Below are 17,552 nucleotides of genomic sequence, written 5' to 3'. Positions count from 1 at the left end.
ATCTGCGGGGTTCCGCGAGCAGGCGGCCGTGCCGGCTTCCGGAGCGCGATCGCTGCAGATCGAATCGATCACGCGCTCCGCCTCTTGTCGGCTTCGGCGCGCCCGGATTGCCGGACGAGGAAGCCGGCAGCGACGATGGCGGCCGCGAAACCCGACGCCGCCCCGATGCCGAGCGCCCAGCGGGGGCCGAAATTGTCGGCGACCCATCCGACGATCGGCGCGCCGATCGGCGTGCCCCCGAGCGCTATGCCGATGCGAAGCGCCATCACCCGCCCGCGCATGGACGGCTCGGTCGAGAGCTGCATCAGGCTGTTGGTCGCGTTGGTGAAGGTCAGGGCGGCCACGCCGATCACGACGAGAGCGCCGGCGAAGAGCCAATAGCTCGGCGCCAGGGCGCCGAGCGTGCAGCCGAGCCCGAAGACGCCGGCTCCCAGCAGGAGCGATCCGAACCCGATCCTGTCGCGGCCGGCGGCCATCAAGGCGCCCAACATCGTGCCGATGGCCATGATCGACGACAGGAGGCCGAACGCGCGCGCGTCCGCGTGGAACACCCCGACGGCCATGGTCGAGGTGAAGATCGGGAAGTTCAGACCGAAGGTCCCGATCAGGAACAGCATGACCAGGATCGTCTTGAGGTCCGAGCGGCCCCGCACGTAGCGGAAGCCTTCCAGGAAGCTCCCTTTGGCGCGCGCCGCCCGCGGGTTGGGACGCAGCTCGCAGACCCGCAGCCGGAACAGCGAGATCAGCACCGCGATAAACGAGGCGCCGTTGATCACGAAAGCCCAGCCCGTGCCGATCGCAGCGATGGTCACGCCGGCGACCGCCGGGCCGACCATCCGCGCCGCGTTGAAAGAGGTCGAGTTGAGCGCGACGGCGTTCGGCAGGTCCTCGTCGCCGACCAGCTCGGCGACGAAGGTCTGGCGCACGGGCGCGTCGAACGCGGCGGCGCAGCCCTGAAGAAAGGCGAGGACATCGACCTGCCAGAGCTGGACGACGCCGGCGACCGTGAGGGCGCCCAGGATCAGGGCCAGGGCGCCCAACGCCGCCTGGGTCGCGATCAGCAGCCTGCGCTGGTTGAAATGGTCGGCGGCGAAGCCTGTCCAAGGCAGGAGGAGAAGCTGCGGCCCGAACTGGAGCGCCATGACGAGGCCCACGGCCGAGGCGCTGTGCTGCGTGAGCTGGGTGAGCACGAGCCAGTCCTGGGCCATGCGCTGCATCCACGTCCCGACATTGGAGACGAGCGCGCCGGCGGCCCACAGACGGTAGTTGAAGCCCCTGAGCGAACGAAAGACGCCCGGGATCCTCATGAACGCTCCGGCGTGTTCCCGCCGTTGAAGCGGCCGAAATGCCGCGCCGACACGAGGGCCAGCAGCAGCACGCCGAGCCCCAGCGCCACGACGTCGGAGGCGTCGCGCAGGTCGAAATCGCCGACACGGCAAACCAGGAGATAACCGACGACGAGGTTGAAGAACCCCCAGAGCACGTTGACGGTCGAGGAGGACAGGCCTTGCCCGGGCGGCTTGGCGAACGGGCTCTGGAACGGCCTGCCGGTCATGCCGGTGACGAGGTGCGGAACGGCGTTGGCCAGGAACGCCCCGCCGAAGACATAGGCCACCGGATCAAGCCACGGCATGTCAGGCGCTCCTCGTCCGGAGGAGATCGATGATCTCCTGACTGGTCCCCGTCTCCCCCAGCCGTGGGAAGACGTTCTTGATGCTGTAGTCGTGAGCCACGGGACGGGTGTCGGTCATGGCATCGATGGCGAGGGTGACGTGGAACCCCTGCTCGTAGGCCTGGCGTGCCGTCGCCTCCACGCCCGTCCCGGTGGCGACGCCGAGGACGACTACCTGGGTGACGCCCGCCGCCTTGAGCCGCTGCTCGAGGTCCGTGCTGGCGAAGGCCCCCCAGGTCCGTTTGGTCACGACGATGTCGTCCGGCTGCCGGTCGAGCTCAGGGATGAAGTCGGTGAAGCCCTCGGCAAGCGCGCCGCCGTGACGCGGCGGCTGCTCCGTGCGGCCCGGCGCGCCGCCGGCGACGTTGATCAGCACGACCGGCAGGCCGCGTTCACGGAAGGCGCCGATCAGCGCCCGGGCGCGGTCCACGACCGCGCCGATGGGATGGACGAGGGGCGAGCCGACAATGCCCTTCTGCAGGTCGATGACGAGCAGGGCGGTGTTCGGGTCGAGGGTCGTCAGCGCCATGTGATGTCCTCTCGAGAGACGTGCTTTCGGCGAGATCAGGGGAGTCGGTCAGTCGTCGGCGAGCCGTTTGAGCAGTCCGACCGCAGTGGCGAGGACTTCCATCTCGTCGCTGGAAAGCCGCGCCTGGAGTCTTCGCGACAGCCAATCCTGCCGCGCCGCGCGCCCCTCCTGAATCCATTGGCGGCAGGCGTCCGTGAGCGACAGGAGCGTCTGTCGCCCGTCGGCCGGATCCGGCGCGCCGCTGACCAGACCCGCCGACTCCAGCGCGGCGATGACCGTGGCCATGGATTGCGGGCGCATGCCCTCGGCGCGCGCGAGGCTCGACGTGGTGGCCTCGCCGTCCTTTTCGAGGCGAAGCAGCACCGACACCTGGGACAACGTCAGATCTCCAACGTCGGCCTGCTCGCGCAACCGGCGCTTCAGCTTGCCGACCAAGGCTCGGAGCTCGGCCGCCAAGGCGGAGGCGCGTGCGGAGGGGGACTCGTCTGAGGGCGTGTGCATGAGACATGGATGCCACATGTTCAGGTAAACTGTAAAGGTAAATTTTGCAGTTTACCTGTTGATCCGATCAACCAGCCTCTGGAAGCCTACCCTGCAGCGCCCCGCGCCATCCCGGAACTGAAATTCACGAGCATAGGGATATTCTAATCGTTTTTCATGGATTGTTCTGATTTTTCACGTTATACAGAGGCCAGCGCATAAGTTGGCATGATTTTTCGTGGAAGCATCTCCACAGCACAGGTTTTCAGGCCCGGTTACGGTTTTTCATGACCAGCCGCTGCCCGAACCGGCCATACCGGCCGGGTATGCCGCCTTGATCGGCGCATTCGGCCTTGCGGTGCCCTGGCCCCGTACCCTGTGCGCGGTCGGTGCGCATCATCGCGTCTACGAGCGCGAGGGCTGGCGCATCTACACGCCGCGCCACGCCCCTGCCGCCGATCTTGCCGGCCATCTCACCTTCGCCCTGAAATACGAGGGGCTCGATCTCCTGGTCCTCAAGACCCTGTTTCGTGCCGCCGGGCCGGCGCCCATCGCAGCGACCGTCCGTGCGACCCCGACCGGTTCCTATGCGCGGCGCATCTGGTTTCTCTATGAATGGCTGCTTGGGGAAGAGCTCGATCTGCCGCCCGCCGAGAAAGGGGCCTACGTCGCCGTCGTGGATCCCGATCTGCAGTGGACGGCGAAGGGCACGGCCTCGCCCCGCCACCGGGTCAGGAACAACCTGCCCGGCACGCCGGCGTTCTGCCCGATGGTGTTCGCGACCGCCGCCCTGCGGACCTTCCATGCGCGCAACTTCGTGGAGCGGGCCCGCGCCGCCGTTGCCGACGTCCCTGGCGACCTGCTCGCCCGCACGGCCGCCTTCCTCCTCTTGAAGGACTCGCGGTCGAGCTTTGCCATCGAAGGCCAGCATCCGCCGCAGGACCGCATCCGGCGCTGGGGCCGCGCCATCGGCGAGGCGGGCCGACGCCCGATCAATCTCGACGAACTGCTTCGGCTGCAGCGCATCGTCATCGGCGACGCCCGCTTCGTGCATCTCGGCCTTCGCTTCGCGGGCGGATTCGTCGGCGGGCACGACCGCGAGACGGGCATGCCGTTGCCCGACCATGTCAGCGCGCGGCCCGAGGACCTCGGCGACCTGATCGGCGGGCTCGCCGCCTTCGATCGAACAGTGGCGCCAGAGCTCGATCCCGTCATCGCGGCGGCGGTCCTGGCGTTCGGCTTCGTCTACATCCACCCCTTCGAGGACGGGAACGGGCGCCTGCACCGCTATCTCATCCATCACGTCCTCGCCGAGCGTGGCTTCAACCCGCCCGGTATCGTCTTCCCGATTTCGGCGGCGATCCTGGAGCGTATCGACGACTATCGGCGCACGCTGGAGAGCTATTCGGCGCGCCTGCTCCCGGTCATCCGCTGGCAGCCGACCGACGCCGGCAACGTCCGTGTTCTCGACGACAGCGCGGATTTCTATCGCTATTTCGACGCGACGCCGCACGCCGAGTTCCTCTATGCCTGCGTCGAGCGCACCATCGAGGTGGATCTGCCGGCCGAAACGCGCTTTCTCCGCGCCTATGACGAATTCCGGCTCGCCATCGGCGGGATCGTCGACATGCCGGACCGCATGGCCGACCTGCTGTTCCGCTTCCTCAGCCAGAACGGCGGCAGGCTCTCGCAGCGTGCCCGGGAGGCAGAGTTTCGCGCGCTCACCGCGCCGGAAGTCGAACGCGTCGAGGAGATCTACCGGAAGGCCTTCGGCTGAAGCCGACAGGCGGCGGAACGGGCCGACGTCCGCCGCTCAGGCCAAACGATCCGTCGGCGCCGCCTCCACGCCGTAGCGCAGCCAGACGGTGCCGCCCGCCAGCGTCTCCGTCGCGAGATGGCGCAGCGACTGGCCGTCCGCGGGCTGCTCGCCGGCAGTGCCGGCATGGTCGAAGATGCTCGGCGCGCCGGCCAGGCCGTCGATGCCGGGATAGACGAGCAGGCTGATCTCGTCGATCAGGCGCTGCTCGAGGAAGGCGCCGTTGATGCGGCCGCCGCCCTCGAGCAGCAGGGTGCGGACGCCGAAGGCCTCGCCGAGGATATCGAGCGCCAGAGGCAGGTCGTGGCCGTCCGGACCGGCGAAGAGGTAGGAGACGCCGTCCTGGCGCAGCTCGGCGAGATAGGCGTCCGGGACGTCCTCGCCGAGAACCGCGACGATATGGTCGCCGCCGGCATGACCCTGGCCGTAGTGCAGCCGGCCGTGCGGATCGATGGCGACGGCGAGGTCGCGGCCTCGGCGGTCGGCGAGATGGGTGTCGCGCCGCTGCGGTCCGGCCGCCTTGGCCGGCCGCGCCGTCGTGCGCCTGGCATAGGCTTCCATGGTCTTGCGGCCGACGATCCAGCCCTCGCCGCCGAGCCGCGCCGCCACCTCCTCGTAGTGCCGGTGCAGCAGGGCGCGATCGATGCCTGCCGCCGGCGCCGTCCAACGCTCGACGAGCAGGCGCCCGTCGATCGAGCTCACCATGTGGCAGATGATCCTGGGCCGCACGCGGGCTCCTTCGATTGCCGGCGTCATCTCCCTTGAATATGGCCCGCCGGCTCGCCGCGGCAATGGCGGCGCCCCCCGGGATCGCCGGACGGGCGCGGCCGAAGCGCTTACCCCACCGCCGGCAGGCGATCGATGAGCTTGTCGAGCGTGACGGGATAGTCGCGCACGCGCAGGCCGGTGGCATTGTGGACGGCATTGGCGACCGCCGCCCCGACGCCGCAGATGCCGAGCTCGCCGACGCCCTTGGCCTTCATCGGCGAGGACATCGGGTCGGTCTCGTCGAGGAAGACCACCTCCTGGTGCGGGATGTCGGCATGGACCGGCACCTCGTAGCCAGCGAGGTCGTGGTTGACGAAGAAGCCGGCGCGCCTGTCGACGGCGAGCTCCTCCATCAGCGCCGCGCCGACGCCCATGGTCATGGCGCCGATCACCTGGCTGCGCGCCGATTTGGGGTTGAGGATGCGCCCGGCCGCGCACACCGCCAGCATGCGCCGCACCCGGATCTCGCCGGTGGCGACGTCGACGCCGGCCTCGACGAAATGCGCGCCGAAGGTCGACTGCTGGTACTTCTTGCCGAGGTCGCCATACTCGATCGCGTCCTCGGCGACGAGGCCGGCCTCGCCCGCGGCTTCGGCCAGCGGCACGCTGCGATTGCCGGCGCGGACCTCGCCGTCGGCAAAGACCGCGTCGGCCGAGTTGAAGCCGAGCGTCTGCGCCACCGCCTCGCGCAGCTTGACGCAGGCGGCATAGACGCCCGATGTGGCGTTGTTCGCGCCCCATTGCCCGCCCGAGCCGGCGGAGACGGGAAAGCTGGAATCGCCGAGGCGCACGGCCACCTTGTGCAGCGGCACCCCCATCATCTCCGCCGCGGTCTGGGCGATGATGGTGTAGCTGCCCGTGCCGATGTCGGTCATGTCGGTCTCGACCGTGATCATGCCGGCGCCGTCGAGCCGCACCCGCGCCGCCGACCTGGTCAGGAGGTTGTTGCGGAAGGCCACGGCGACCCCCATGCCAACCAGCCAGCGCCCGTCGCGGATCCCGCCGGGCCGCGTCGCGCGCCGGCTCCAGCCGAAGCGCTCGGCGCCGGTGCGCAGGCACTCGACCAGCTGGCGCTGGGAAAAGGGCCGGCCGGGATCCTCCGGGTCGACCTGGGTGTCGTTGCGGATGCGGAACTCGATGGGGTCGAGCCCGAGCTTCTCCGCCATCTCGTCCATGGCGATCTCCAGCGCCATCAGGCCCGGCGCCTCGCCTGGCGCGCGCATGGCATTGCCTTCCGGCAGGTCGAGCTCGGCCACGCGCGTCGCGGTCAGGCGGTTGGCGGCGGCATAGAGCAGGCGCGTCTGGAAGACCGCCGCCTCCGGTCCCCCGCCCGGCAGGTTGCCCGACCAGCTCTCATGGGCGAGCGCGGTGATCCGGCCGTCCGGGGTCGCGCCGATGCGGACGCGCTGGATCGTGGCCGGCCGGTGCGTGGTGTTGTTGAAGATGAAGGGCCGCGTCAGCGCCAGCTTCACCGGCCGGCCGGCGGCGCGGGCGCCAATCGCGGCGAGGAGCGCATCGGCACGCAGGAACAGCTTGCTGCCGAAGCCGCCGCCGATGAAGGGCGAGACCAGGCGGACCTTGTCCTTGGCGATGCCGAGGGTGCGGGCGAGGTCGCCGGTGTTCCAGTCGATCATCTGGTTCGAGGTCCAGAGCGTCAGCCGGTCGCCGTCCCAGGCGGCGGTCGAGGCGTGCGGCTCCATCATCGCATGCGCCTGGTCAGGCGTCGCATAGGTGGCGTCGAGCTGCACCGGCGCCGCGGCGAAGGCGCCGGCGAAGTCGCCGACCTTGGTGTCGGCCGGGCCGCCGAAGCCGGCGACGGGCTTGCCGGCGTCCTTCTCCGCCGCGAGGTCAAAGCGCCCCTCGGCCGGCTCATAGGTGACGCGCACCAGCGCGGCCGCCGCGCGCGCCTGCTCGAAGGTCTGCGCCACGACGACGGCAATCGCCTGGTGGTAGTGCTCGATCTCGGGGCCGCCGAGCAGCCTGGCGACGTTGAACCGGCCCTTGGCGAGCGCGCCGGCCGTCTCGGCCGTGACGATGGCGAGCACGCCGGGCGCAGCCTTGGCGTCGGCGAGATCGATGGCGGCGATCCGGCCCTTGGCGATGGCGGCGCCGACGACGGCGCCATAGGCCGGGTCCGGCACGGCGTCGTGCCGCTCATAGGCATAGGGCGCGGTGCCCGTGGTCTTGAGCGGGCCGTCGATGCGGTCGGTGGGCTTGCCGATGATCTTGAGCTGATCGATCGGATTGGTGGTGGCGGGCGTGTCGAATCGCATGGCTCAGCTCCTCGCCTCGGTCAGCACCGCCTGGAGCGTGCGCTCGGCCAGCACCAGCTTGAAGGCGTTCTCCTCAGTCGGCCTGGCGCCGGCGAGGAGCTTCGCCGCGACGGCCGCGGCGCCGCGCGGCAGCTCGGCCTCCGCCGCCTCGACCCGCCAGGGCTTGTGGGCGAGGCCGCCCATGGCGACGCGCCCGGTCCCGTCGGGCTGGACCACCGCGCCGACCGAGACCAGCGCGAAGGCATAGGAGGCGCGGTCGCGCACCTTGCGGTAGATCTGGCGGCCGCCGAGGGGCCTCGGCAACGTCACCGCCGTGATCAGCTCGCCCGGCTCCAGCGCGGTCTCGACATGCGGCGTCTGCGCCGGCAGCCGGTGGAACTCGGCGATCGGGATGCGCCGGGTCGTGCCGTCGGACCTGACCGTCTCCACCACGGCATCGAGCGCTCGCATCGCCACCGCCATGTCGCTGGGATGGGTGGCGATGCAGGCGTCGCTGACGCCGATCACCGCCAGCGGCCGGCTGAAGCCGCCGATGGCGGCGCAGCCGCTGCCGGGCCGGCGTTTGTTGCAGGGCTGGTTGGTGTCGTAGAAATAGGGGCAGCGGGTGCGCTGGAGCAGATTGCCCGCGGTGGTCGCCTTGTTGCGCAGCTGGCCGGAGGCGCCGGCGAGCAGCGCGCGCGACAGGAGCGCATAGTCGCGCCGCACCCGCGGATCGGCGGCGAGATCGGTGTTGCGCACCAGGGCGCCGATGCGCAGGCCGCCCTCGGGCGTCGGCTCGATCGTGTCGAGCCTGAGGCCGTTGACGTCGACGAGATGGGTCGGCGTCTCGATCTCGAGCTTCATCAGGTCGAGGAGGTTGGTGCCGCCGGCGATGAACCTGGCGCCCTCGGTGCGGGCCACGGCCGAGGCGGCCTCGGCAGGCGTGCGGGCGCGCTCATAGGTGAAGGACTTCATGCCTTCCTCCCTGCGACCTCGACGATCGCCTCGACAATGTTGGAGTAGGCGCCGCAACGACAGATATTGCCGCTCATGCGCTCGCGGATCTCGGCTTCCGTCACCGCCGGCGTCGCGATGAGGTCGGCGCTGACATGGCTGGGGATGCCGGCCTTGATCTCGTCCAGCACCGCCACGGCCGAGCAGATCTGCCCCGGCGTGCAATAGCCGCACTGGTAGCCGTCATGCCTGACGAAGGCGGCCTGCATCGGGTGGAGGTGTCCCGGCGTGCCCAGCCCCTCGATGGTGGTGATGCTGTCGCCTTCGTGCATCACGGCGAGCGTCAGGCAGGAATTGATGCGCCGGCCGTCGACGGTCACGGTGCAGGCGCCGCATTGGCCGTGATCGCACCCCTTCTTGGTGCCGGTGAGGTGGAGATGCTCGCGCAGCACGTCGAGCAGGCTGGTGCGCGTGTCGAGCTCGAGCGCCCGGACACGCCCGTTCACGGTGAAGGATACCTTCGACATGACCGGCGCCCCCGACACTGAGGGCGTGACGGCAGTGGGCGCCTGCGCGTTGGCCGCGGACGGCGCTGCCGTCGCCGCCACGGAGGCGGCCGCGCTGACCAGCAGGTCGCGCCGGGACAGTTCGAGTTCAGGGGAACTTTGCATATCCGATCCTTTCGTGCTGCAGCGCCATCAGGTCGGCGGCCCCGTGGGACAGCAGCCGGTCAGCGCCGATGCAACAGACTCGAGACGATCCCGGGACGCCGCTCAGCCGCCGCTCGGGCCGGGCGCAGCCTGTCCGTATTGCTCGTCGGACACCTGCTCCAGCCAGTCGACGGCCTTGCCGTCGAGCGCCTCGGCGATGGCAACATGGGTCATGTCCAAGCTCGCCGTGGCGCCGTGCCAATGCTTCAGGCCCGGCGGGATCCAGACGATGTCGCCGACGTTGATCGCCTCGATCGGGCCACCCTCGCGCTGCACCCAGCCGCTGCCGGCGGTGACGATCAAGGTCTGGCCGAGCGGATGGGTGTGCCAGGCGGTGCGGGCGCCAGGCTCGAAGGTGACGAACGCGCCGCCGATCCGCGCCGGCGCGTCGCGCTGGAAGCGCGAGTCGACCCGGACCGAGCCGGTGAAATAGTCGGCCGATCCCTGGGTGGGCGGCTGTGAACCCTTGCGCAGGATTTCCACTGTCTTTGCTCCTTGATCGTCGGACTTGGCGGCCTCGCCCGTCGTGGCCGTGCGCGCCTCGAACACCGTCTTGGCCACGGGGATGGCGGACATCGCCCGAGGCCAGCCGGCATAGAAGGCCAGATGCGTGATCACCTCAGACACCTGTGTCCGGGTCAGGCCGTTGTCCATACCCCGGTTCAGATGAAACGGCAGCTGGTCGACCTGGCCGCCGACGATCAGGGCGACGATCGTCACCAGGCTGCGGTCTCGCGGCGCGAGGTCGGCGCGCCGCCACAGGTCGCCGAACAGGACGCTGTTGGTGTAGTGCGCGAGAGCCGGCGTGACGGCGCCGGCCTGGGCCTCGACAGCGGCCACACGCTTGGCCTCGCTGGCCGCGTCGACCGGCAGAGGTGCGCCGGGGGCGGATGCGAGCTGGCCGGGCCCGACCCCGCGCTGCGCGAACACCTCCTTGGCGATGCCGACGGCCGACATGGCGCGCGGCCAGCCGGCGTAGAAGGCGAGGTGGGTGATGATCGCCGCGATCTCGCCGGGCTTGACGCCGTTGTCGAGGGCGCGGTTGACATGGCCGGTCATCTGGGCGGTGTGCCCGCCGGCGATGAGCGCGGCGACGGTGACGAGGCTGCGGTCCCGGGGGCTGAGCTCGGGGCGCTTCCAGACGTCGCCGAAGAGGACGGCATCGGTGTAGTCGCCGAGCGCCGGCGTGATCTCGCGCACGATGGGCGGGGCCACGCGCTCGGGCGTCGGCTTCTGCTCCGCCTCGGCCGGATTGGCCAGGGACAGGGCGGCAACCATGGCTGCGGGCAGTCTCATCGTTCGTCTCTCCAATCGGTCCGGATGTCGTCGCGCCTGCCGGAGCGGGACGACAGCGTCCCGCCCCGGTTCTCGTGGTTGATCACGCGTCCGCCGGTGCGGACAGCGACGCCATGTCGATGACGAAGCGGTAGCGGACGTCGGCGCGCTCCAGCCGCTCGAAGGCCCCGTTGATCTCATCCATCCGGATCATCTCGCAATCCGGCAGGATGTTTTTGCGGGCGCAGAAATCGAGCATCTCCTGGGTCTCGGCGATGCCGCCGATCGGCGAGCCGGCGATGCGGCGGCGCCCCAGCAGCAGGGGCACGGTGCTCGGCTCCGCCAGCGGCCCGACCTGCCCGACGAGCACCAGCGTGCCGTCGACGTCCAGCAGCGGCAGGTAGGGGTTGATGTCGTGCTTGACCGGAACCGTGTCGATGATGAGGTCGAACCCGTTCGCGGCCTCGGCCATCGCCGCCGCGTCGGACGAGACGAGGAGACGGTCGGCGCCGAGCGCCAGCGCGTCGGCCTCCTTGTCCCTGGACCGGCTCATGACGGTCACGTCGGCGCCGAGGCCGGCCGCGAGCTTGACCGCCATATGGCCGAGCCCGCCGAGGCCGACCACGCCGACGCGGCTGCCCGGGCCGACATTCCAGGTGCGCAGCGGCGAATAGGTGGTGATGCCGGCGCACAGGAGCGGCGCGGTCTTCGACAGGTCGAGCCCATCCGGCACCCGCAGCGCGAACTCCTCGCGCACGACGAGATGCTTGGAATAGCCGCCATAGGTCGGCTCGCAGGTGATGCGGTCGCGGTCGTTGTAGGTCTGGGTGTTGCCCTTGCGGCAGAGCTGCTCCTCGCCCCGCCGGCACTGGTCGCATTGCTGGCAGGAATCGACCATGCAGCCGACCGCCACATGGTCGCCGACCTTGTAGCGGGTGACCTCGTGGCCGACGCCGGTGACGCGGCCGACGATCCCGTGGCCGGGAACGATGGGGTACTTGCTCCAGCCCCAGTCGTTGCGGGCCTGGTGGAGGTCGGTGTGGCAGATGCCGGTGTAGAGCACCTCCATTGCCACGTCGTTGGGGCGCAGCGCGCGCCGCTCGAAGGCGAACGGCGTGAGGGGGCTGTCCGCCGATTGCGCGGCATAACCGAGCGTCTTCATGTCGTGACCTCGCTGGAAAGGGTTGCCTATCGATGGGGACGGGACCGGCGGTGTGGGTGCCGCCGGCCGGCTCAGCGGCCGACCAGGCGCTGCAGATGTTCGGGATAGCGGGCGCCCTGCACCGCCACCTGGGCGAGGGCGCCCTCGATCTCGCCGAGATCCTCGGGCGTGAGCTCGACCGCCGCCGCGCCGACATTCTCCTCCAGGCGGTGCAGCTTGGTGGTGCCGGGGATCGGCACGATCCACGGCTTCTGCGCCAGCAGCCAGGCGAGCGCGATCTGCGCCGGCGTCACCTGCTTCTTCGCGGCGATCTGGCCGAGGAGATCGACCAGGGCCTGGTTGGCCTTGCGGGCCTCCGGCGAGAAGCGGGGAACGATGTTGCGGAAATCGCTGCTGTCGAAGGTCGTGGTCTCGCTGATCGCGCCGGTGAGGAAGCCCTTGCCCAGCGGGCTGAAGGGGACGAAGCCGATGCCGAGCTCCTCCAGCGTCGGCAGGATCTCCTGCTCCGGCTCGCGCCACCACAGCGAATATTCGCTCTGCAGGGCGACGACCGGCTGGACGGCATGGGCCCGCCGGATGGTCTGCGCGCCGGCCTCGGACAGGCCGAAATGCCGAACCTTGCCGTCCTGGATCAGGTCCTTGACGGCGCCCGCCACGTCCTCGATCGGCACGTCGGGGTCGACGCGGTGCTGGTAGAACAGGTCGATGACGTCGGTCCGCAGCCGCTTCAGCGAGGCTTCCGCGACCGCCTTGATGTGCTCCGGCCGGCTGTCGAGCCCGGCTTGCTTGTTCGTCTGCGGATCGAACCTGAACCCGAACTTGGTGGCGATCACCACCTGCTGCCGGACGGGTGCGAGAGCCTCGCCGACCAGCTCCTCGTTCGCGAACGGGCCGTAGACCTCGGCGGTGTCGAAGAAGGTGACGCCGCGCTCGACGGCGGCGCGGATCAGCGCGATCCCGGCCTGCTTGTCGACGGCCGGGCCATAGCCGAAGCTCATGCCCATGCAGCCGAGGCCGATGGCCGAGACGACGAGACCGCCTTGTCCGAGTTTGCGCTTCTGCATCGGGTTTCTCCTGTCGATCATGTCGGAGGGCCCGCCCCCGGCGGCACCGCCGGGTGCCGGGTGGGCAGGCTCGTGGTGCGTGCCGCGCGGTCAGGCGGCCTGTGCCGCAGCCTCGTCGCCGCCGTCCATCTCCGCGCCGGTGTCGCGGCGCCGGCGCACGACGGCGAACGTCACGGCCTCCCCGGCCGCGGCGCCGAGCCAGTGCCGCTCGCCCGGCGCGATCCACAGCGCGTCGCCCGGCTGCACCGCCTCGACGGGCGCCGCCCAGCGCTGCACCCGGCCGGATCCGGCGGTGACGATCAGGGTCTGCCCGACAGGATGGGCCTGCCATCCCGTGCGGCTGCCGGGCTCGAAGGTCATGCGGGCGTCCCGGGCCCGGGACGGAGCCTGGAGCGTGCGCTCGATGCCGATGCTGCCGGCAGGCCGCTCGGCCGGTCCGGCCAGGGCGGGGTCTGCGCTTGCCTCGATGTCCATGGTCGGGTTTTCTCCATCCGGCGGATGCCTCCGCCGGGCGGTCCTGTCATTGCTGCTGGCCCTGAATGTAGCGGCCAGCGCGGCAGGCGATTAGACGGCGAAGTCCGCATGGACCTATGATGCTGGCTCATGAATGCCGGGCATGGAGGCCGATGGCCGGCGCCCGCGCCGGCAAGCTCTCCGGAAGCGGCGGCATCCGCCGACGCCGGCTGGAGCGTGATCGCTTCGCGTTGAATCGATCACGCTCTCTATCTCATTGTTTTTACGCATTTCCTCGACGCGGACCGAGTGCCGCTTCGCCGGAAAATGCTCTAGCCGATCCCGCGCATGATCTCGCGATAGGCCGCCTCCGGGAACGCCTTCAGCGTCTGGGTGCGGACATTGCCGAGCATGCCGAGCTGCAGGTTGAAGCGGGCGGCGACGGCATCGTCCGGGGCCTCGTAGACCGCGACGAAGTCGTACTGGCCCATGGTGAGGTAGAAGAGCTTGAAGTCGCCGCCCATCTCCTTCAGCAGCTGGCGCGCCTTGTCGAGGCGGGCGGGCGAGTCCCTGGCGCTGCGAGCGCCTTGGTCGGTCCAGGTGGCGAGCATGATATAGGTGGTCATGGCGGCTCCTCCCGATGGCCCGACGGCCCCTGGGCTGTCGGGCCGGCGATGGCGCCGCGCCGCCGCGCGGGCGGCCCGTCGGACGTGCCCCCATTCTAGCACGCCCGGGCGGGGCGGTGCGAAACCGCACAGCCCGGTCCACCCCCGCCGGCTGAGCTGAAGTTCCCTGGAGATCCGGCCATGCCGCTGCCCACGCCCTTCGCCCGCTTCGCCGCCGTCCCGGCGCTGGCGGCAATGCTGCTCGCCGGCCCGCCGGCCGGCGCCGGCGAGGCCTCGTCCGAAGCGCGGCTGGGCGAGCTGCGCAAGAGCTTCACCCTCGACGGCCAGCCCGTGCCGCCGCAGGTGTTCCGCGATTTCGGCGACGGCGACCTCGCCGATTCCGGCGCGATCTGGCTGACCGTCGACCTGCGGGCCGCGATCGGCAGCAATCTCTACTTCGCCGACGTGACGACGCGCGAGGGCTGGCGCACCCAGGTGCGGCACGACGAGGACACCAAGCTCGACGAGACCAGCAGCTACCGCTTCGTCGGCACGACCAAGGACAAGCTTCTCATCGCCGTCTCCGCCTTCTCCGGCGGCGGCTCGGGCATGTTCTACACGCTGCACGTGATGGACGCGGCGATCGCCCCCGGCTTCGACAATGACGGCAAGCGCTACGACCGCATCGCCCTGACCAACCTGCGCAGCCTCGCCCTGGGCGACCGCTGGAACGGCACGGTGGCGATCGACGGCGACCGCATCACCGTGACCACCGAGCCGGGCACGCCGGCCAACACCGAGGACAAGACGCAGACGGCGAGCTTCACGGCCGAGCGGCCGTGAGAGGCGGAGCGGCGATGACCGTCGCCCCCTTCCCGTTCAGCCGCCGAGCCCGTCAGGTTGCGGTCAGGCCGCCATCGACCGTCAGCACCGCGCCGGTGCTGTAGGGATTGGTCATCAGGAACAGGATGGCCTGGGCGAGGTCATCGGGCTGGCCGAAGCGTCGGGCCGGCAGGTCCTCCGACTCGGCCCAGGCCCGCACCTGCTCGCGACGCCCGGCATGGATCGGCGTGTCGACCACGCCGGCCATCACCACGTTGACCCGCTGCGGCGACAGCTCCAGGGCGAGCGCCCGGCCGAAGCCGAGGATCGAGGCGTTCTCGGCGGCCAGCAGCGAGAAGCCCTGGCGCGGCGGCTTCACCGCCGAGGCGCCGTTCACCATGGTGATCGAGCCCCGCCCGGCGAGGCGTGGCGCCGCCGCGCGCACCGCGCAGATATAGCCGCGCAGCCTGTCGAAGCTGCGCTCGACCTGCGCATCGGTCAGCGCCGCGACGGGCGCGCGGCGGGCGAGCTCGTCGGCCACGGCGGTGAGCACGAGATGGTCGAGCCGGGCGAGACCGCCGATGGCGCGCTCGACGGCGGATCGGTCCAGCATGTCCATCGCCACGGCCTGGACGTCGCCGGCGATGCCGCGCGCCGCCTCCTGCAGCTGCGCCGCCGAGCGGGCGAGCATCACGACGCGGGCGCCGCGCCCTGCCGCGGCGCGGACGGCGGCGAGGCCGATGCCGGAGCTGGCGCCGACGACGGCGACGACCTGCCCGGCGAGGTCGGACGGGGTGGTGGCCTCCTGCGCAGGCATGTCAGGCCTCCGGCAGCACGTGCAGCGACAGGGTGGCGTAGGGGCCGCGGCCGAGCGGTCCGATCTCGAGGCGCAGCAGATCCGCCGCGGCCTCCACGAGATGGGCGTGCGCCAGTCCGCCTGCGTCGACGCCGATGAAACCGAGCTCCTCGGCGAGGCCGATGACGACGGCCTTGGCGCCGGCATCGTCGGCGCCGACGAAGACCGAGACGCCGTGCGACGCGAGGCGCTCGCGCGGCAGCTCGATCACCGGGCTCGGGATGGTGTTGAAGGCCTTGACCACCCGGGCGCCCGGGCAATCCTCGGCGATGATCTCGGCGGAGGAGCGCTCGGGCAGCGGCCGGTCGAAGCGGAACAGCGAGGGGTTGCCGTCGTCACCGAGCGTACGGTTGTTGCAGTCGATGACGACCCGGCCGTCGAGGGCGTCGGCGCGCCCGAGCAGGGCGGAGGGCAGCACGTCGCGGACCGTGTAGAGCACGACCTCGCCGAAGGCCGCCGCCTCGGCGAAGCTGCCGGCCCGGGCCGAGGGCGCGGCCGCCGCCGCGCTCTCGGCCTTGGCACGGTCGCGCGAGCCGAACAGCACGGCATGGCCGCTGCGGGCCCAGCCGGTGCCGAGCGCACGACCCATGTGGCCGGTGCCGATGATGCCGATCTTCATGATGTCCCTCCGAACCCCCGCACGAGGCTGATGGACGGCATTAGGACCGTGGACGGGCGTTCGTTCCATGATAGTTTCGCCGAAATGCTTGACCGTTCGTCCGAGACCGTGGCCGGCGGACTGCCGGCCGATCCGCTCAGCCAGGTGCTGCAGGACCTGCGCCTGTCCGGCGTGGCCTATGGCCGCTGCGAGCTCGGACGCCCCTGGGGCCTGGAATTCCCGCCGGCGCAGGCGGCGCGGTTCCACTTCGTCGTCGACGGCGAGTGCTGGCTGCGCACGCCCGAGGGGCCGTGGATCCGGCTCGACGTCGGCGACGTCGTGCTGCTGCCGCGCGGCACCGGCCATGCCCTGGCCGATCGGCCGGAGCGGCCGACCCGGCCGATCGACGATTTTCCGCTGGAGACCATCGGCGATCGGACCTACCGCCTCGCCGACGGCACCGGCCCGGGCGCGGTGCTGTTCTGCGGCACGGTCGGCTTCGAGGAGCCCTCGGTCCATCCGCTGCTGGGGCTGATGCCGTCCTATCTGCGCATATGTGCCGACGCAGGAAGCGATGCGACGCTGCCCGCGCTTCTGACGCTGATGGCCGAGGAAGTGCTGGGGCAGCGCATCGGCGCGGCCACGGTGCTGACCCGCCTCGCCGATCTGGTGATCGCCCGCATCGTGCGGGCCTGGGTCGAGGCGCAATGCGGCGAGCCGACCGGCTGGCTGGCCGCCATTCGCGACCCGAGGATCGGCCGCGCCCTGGCGGCGATCCACCGCAAGCCCGAGCAGCCCTGGTCGGTCGCCGCCCTGGCGCAGGTGGCGCGATGCTCGCGCTCGGCCTTCTCCGAGCGCTTCACCGCGGTGGTCGGCGTCTCGCCGGCCCGCTACCTCGCGCGCTGGCGCATGCATGTCGCCGGCCTGTGGCTGCGACGCCAGCGGCTGACGGTGACGGAGGTGGCGCTGCGGCTCGGCTATGAATCCGAAGCCTCGTTCAGCCGCGCCTTCAAGCGCGCCATGGGCCGGCCGCCGAGCGCCTTCAGGCGCCCGGCGCTCGATGAGCCATCGCCGGAGCGACCGGTCAGGGCTTGAGCACGGTGGCCGGCGTGTTGCCCGGCACCTGATCGAACACGATCAGCCGCACCGGGGTCGTGCCCTCGTTCACGCCATAGTGCCACAGCCCCACCACTTCGACGATGACGTCGCCCTGGTGATAGACGAAACGCTGCCCGCTGTCGGGCAGCGTCACCGCGATGGTGCCCTCGAGCACGTAGGCGTAGCGCGGGAAGGGATGCATGTGCACCGGCAGCCGGGCGCCGGGCGCGATGCGGTAGTCCGAGACCGACAGCGTGATGTCGCCCTGGGGCAGCCGGATCGGCTGGCCGGCCGCCGTCGTGGTGGTGGACAGGATGGTCGTGACCACGACCGGCTTGACGGCGGCGCTCTCCTCGGCGCGGGCGCCGGCGGCGAGAAGGGCGAGGCCGGCGGCGGCGATGCAGGCAGCGATTCTCATGGGTTCTCTCGATGGGGATG

19 protein-coding genes are annotated in these 17,552 nt (G+C 70.7%); 3 read left to right on the top strand and 16 right to left on the bottom strand.

Annotated features, from left to right (window positions below):
• Positions 1 to 68: 68 nt before the first annotated feature.
• The 4 genes from QO011_RS31035 to QO011_RS31020 are packed head-to-tail and all read right to left on the bottom strand — an operon-like array spanning position 69 to position 2,702.
• A complete protein-coding gene (locus tag QO011_RS31035; protein WP_307281145.1) occupies positions 69 to 1,307 on the bottom strand; it encodes an MFS transporter in 1,239 nt (412 codons plus the stop codon).
• A complete protein-coding gene (locus QO011_RS31030; RefSeq protein ID WP_307281142.1) occupies positions 1,304 to 1,633 on the bottom strand; it encodes a hypothetical protein in 330 nt (109 codons plus the stop codon). Before QO011_RS31030 ends, QO011_RS31035 begins: the two co-directional genes overlap by 4 nt.
• Position 1,634: 1 nt before the next feature.
• A complete protein-coding gene (locus QO011_RS31025; RefSeq protein WP_307281139.1) occupies positions 1,635 to 2,201 on the bottom strand; it encodes an isochorismatase family protein in 567 nt (188 codons plus the stop codon).
• Positions 2,202 to 2,249: 48 nt separating this feature from the next.
• Positions 2,250 to 2,702: a MarR family winged helix-turn-helix transcriptional regulator gene (locus tag QO011_RS31020; protein ID WP_307281136.1), complete on the bottom strand. Its 453-nt coding sequence runs from the start codon at positions 2,700 to 2,702 to the stop codon at positions 2,250 to 2,252.
• 217 nt (positions 2,703 to 2,919) lie between these two features.
• On the opposite strand from QO011_RS31020, the gene QO011_RS31015 reads away from it, so the two are divergent.
• A complete protein-coding gene (locus QO011_RS31015; protein ID WP_307281133.1) occupies positions 2,920 to 4,458 on the top strand; it encodes a Fic family protein in 1,539 nt (512 codons plus the stop codon).
• 36 nt (positions 4,459 to 4,494) lie between these two features.
• Here QO011_RS31015 and QO011_RS31010 read toward each other — a convergent pair whose 3' ends face one another.
• From QO011_RS31010 to QO011_RS30970, 9 genes are all read right to left on the bottom strand, one after another.
• Entirely contained in the window at positions 4,495 to 5,226 is a 732-nt protein-coding gene (locus QO011_RS31010; RefSeq protein ID WP_307281131.1) for a RibD family protein, read from the bottom strand.
• Between the two features lie 107 nt (positions 5,227 to 5,333).
• On the bottom strand, positions 5,334 to 7,538 hold the full coding sequence (gene paoC, locus QO011_RS31005; protein WP_307281128.1) for an aldehyde oxidoreductase molybdenum-binding subunit PaoC: 2,205 nt from the start codon (positions 7,536 to 7,538) through the stop codon (positions 5,334 to 5,336).
• A gap of 3 nt (positions 7,539 to 7,541) precedes the next feature.
• A complete protein-coding gene (locus QO011_RS31000; RefSeq protein WP_307281125.1) occupies positions 7,542 to 8,492 on the bottom strand; it encodes an FAD binding domain-containing protein in 951 nt (316 codons plus the stop codon).
• Positions 8,489 to 9,142: an aldehyde dehydrogenase iron-sulfur subunit PaoA gene (gene paoA / locus QO011_RS30995; RefSeq protein WP_307281122.1), complete on the bottom strand. Its 654-nt coding sequence runs from the start codon at positions 9,140 to 9,142 to the stop codon at positions 8,489 to 8,491. Before paoA ends, QO011_RS31000 begins: the two co-directional genes overlap by 4 nt.
• Positions 9,143 to 9,244: 102 nt before the next feature.
• On the bottom strand, positions 9,245 to 10,477 hold the full coding sequence (locus QO011_RS30990) for a (R)-mandelonitrile lyase (protein WP_307281120.1): 1,233 nt from the start codon (positions 10,475 to 10,477) through the stop codon (positions 9,245 to 9,247).
• Positions 10,478 to 10,559: 82 nt separating this feature from the next.
• Positions 10,560 to 11,618 (bottom strand): NAD(P)-dependent alcohol dehydrogenase, encoded by a 1,059-nt coding sequence (locus QO011_RS30985; RefSeq protein ID WP_307281117.1) that lies wholly within the window; start codon positions 11,616 to 11,618, stop codon positions 10,560 to 10,562.
• Positions 11,619 to 11,689: 71 nt separating this feature from the next.
• The gene (locus QO011_RS30980; RefSeq protein ID WP_307281114.1) at positions 11,690 to 12,682 is read right to left on the bottom strand and encodes an aldo/keto reductase; all 993 of its coding nucleotides are present in this window, start codon (positions 12,680 to 12,682) and stop codon (positions 11,690 to 11,692) included.
• 90 nt (positions 12,683 to 12,772) lie between these two features.
• A complete protein-coding gene (locus QO011_RS30975) occupies positions 12,773 to 13,156 on the bottom strand; it encodes a cupin domain-containing protein (protein WP_307281113.1) in 384 nt (127 codons plus the stop codon).
• Between the two features lie 311 nt (positions 13,157 to 13,467).
• Positions 13,468 to 13,761, bottom strand: coding sequence for a GYD domain-containing protein (locus QO011_RS30970; protein WP_307281110.1), 294 nt, complete (start codon positions 13,759 to 13,761; stop codon positions 13,468 to 13,470).
• 180 nt (positions 13,762 to 13,941) lie between these two features.
• On the opposite strand from QO011_RS30970, the gene QO011_RS30965 reads away from it, so the two are divergent.
• Positions 13,942 to 14,583 (top strand): hypothetical protein, encoded by a 642-nt coding sequence (locus QO011_RS30965; RefSeq protein ID WP_307281108.1) that lies wholly within the window; start codon positions 13,942 to 13,944, stop codon positions 14,581 to 14,583.
• A 52-nt stretch (positions 14,584 to 14,635) separates the two neighbouring features.
• Here QO011_RS30965 and QO011_RS30960 read toward each other — a convergent pair whose 3' ends face one another.
• On the bottom strand, positions 14,636 to 15,379 hold the full coding sequence (locus QO011_RS30960) for an SDR family oxidoreductase (protein ID WP_307281106.1): 744 nt from the start codon (positions 15,377 to 15,379) through the stop codon (positions 14,636 to 14,638).
• A gap of 1 nt (position 15,380) precedes the next feature.
• Positions 15,381 to 16,106 carry an NADPH-dependent F420 reductase gene (locus QO011_RS30955; protein ID WP_370882035.1) on the bottom strand — a complete coding sequence of 242 codons (726 nt, stop codon included), beginning with the start codon at positions 16,104 to 16,106 and terminating at the stop codon, positions 15,381 to 15,383.
• 15 nt (positions 16,107 to 16,121) lie between these two features.
• On the opposite strand from QO011_RS30955, the gene QO011_RS30950 reads away from it, so the two are divergent.
• Positions 16,122 to 17,111, top strand: a complete 990-nt coding sequence (locus QO011_RS30950) for an AraC family transcriptional regulator (RefSeq protein ID WP_307281100.1) — start codon at positions 16,122 to 16,124, stop codon at positions 17,109 to 17,111.
• Here QO011_RS30950 and QO011_RS30945 read toward each other — a convergent pair.
• Positions 17,101 to 17,532, bottom strand: coding sequence for a cupin domain-containing protein (locus tag QO011_RS30945; RefSeq protein WP_307281097.1), 432 nt, complete (start codon positions 17,530 to 17,532; stop codon positions 17,101 to 17,103). The genes QO011_RS30950 and QO011_RS30945 overlap by 11 nt on opposite strands.
• Between the last annotated feature and the right edge of the window lie 20 nt (positions 17,533 to 17,552).

Source organism: Labrys wisconsinensis (assembly GCF_030814995.1).
Taxonomy (GTDB): Bacteria; Pseudomonadota; Alphaproteobacteria; order Rhizobiales; family Labraceae; genus Labrys; species Labrys wisconsinensis.
This window is presented reverse-complemented; position numbering and strand designations above follow the sequence as displayed.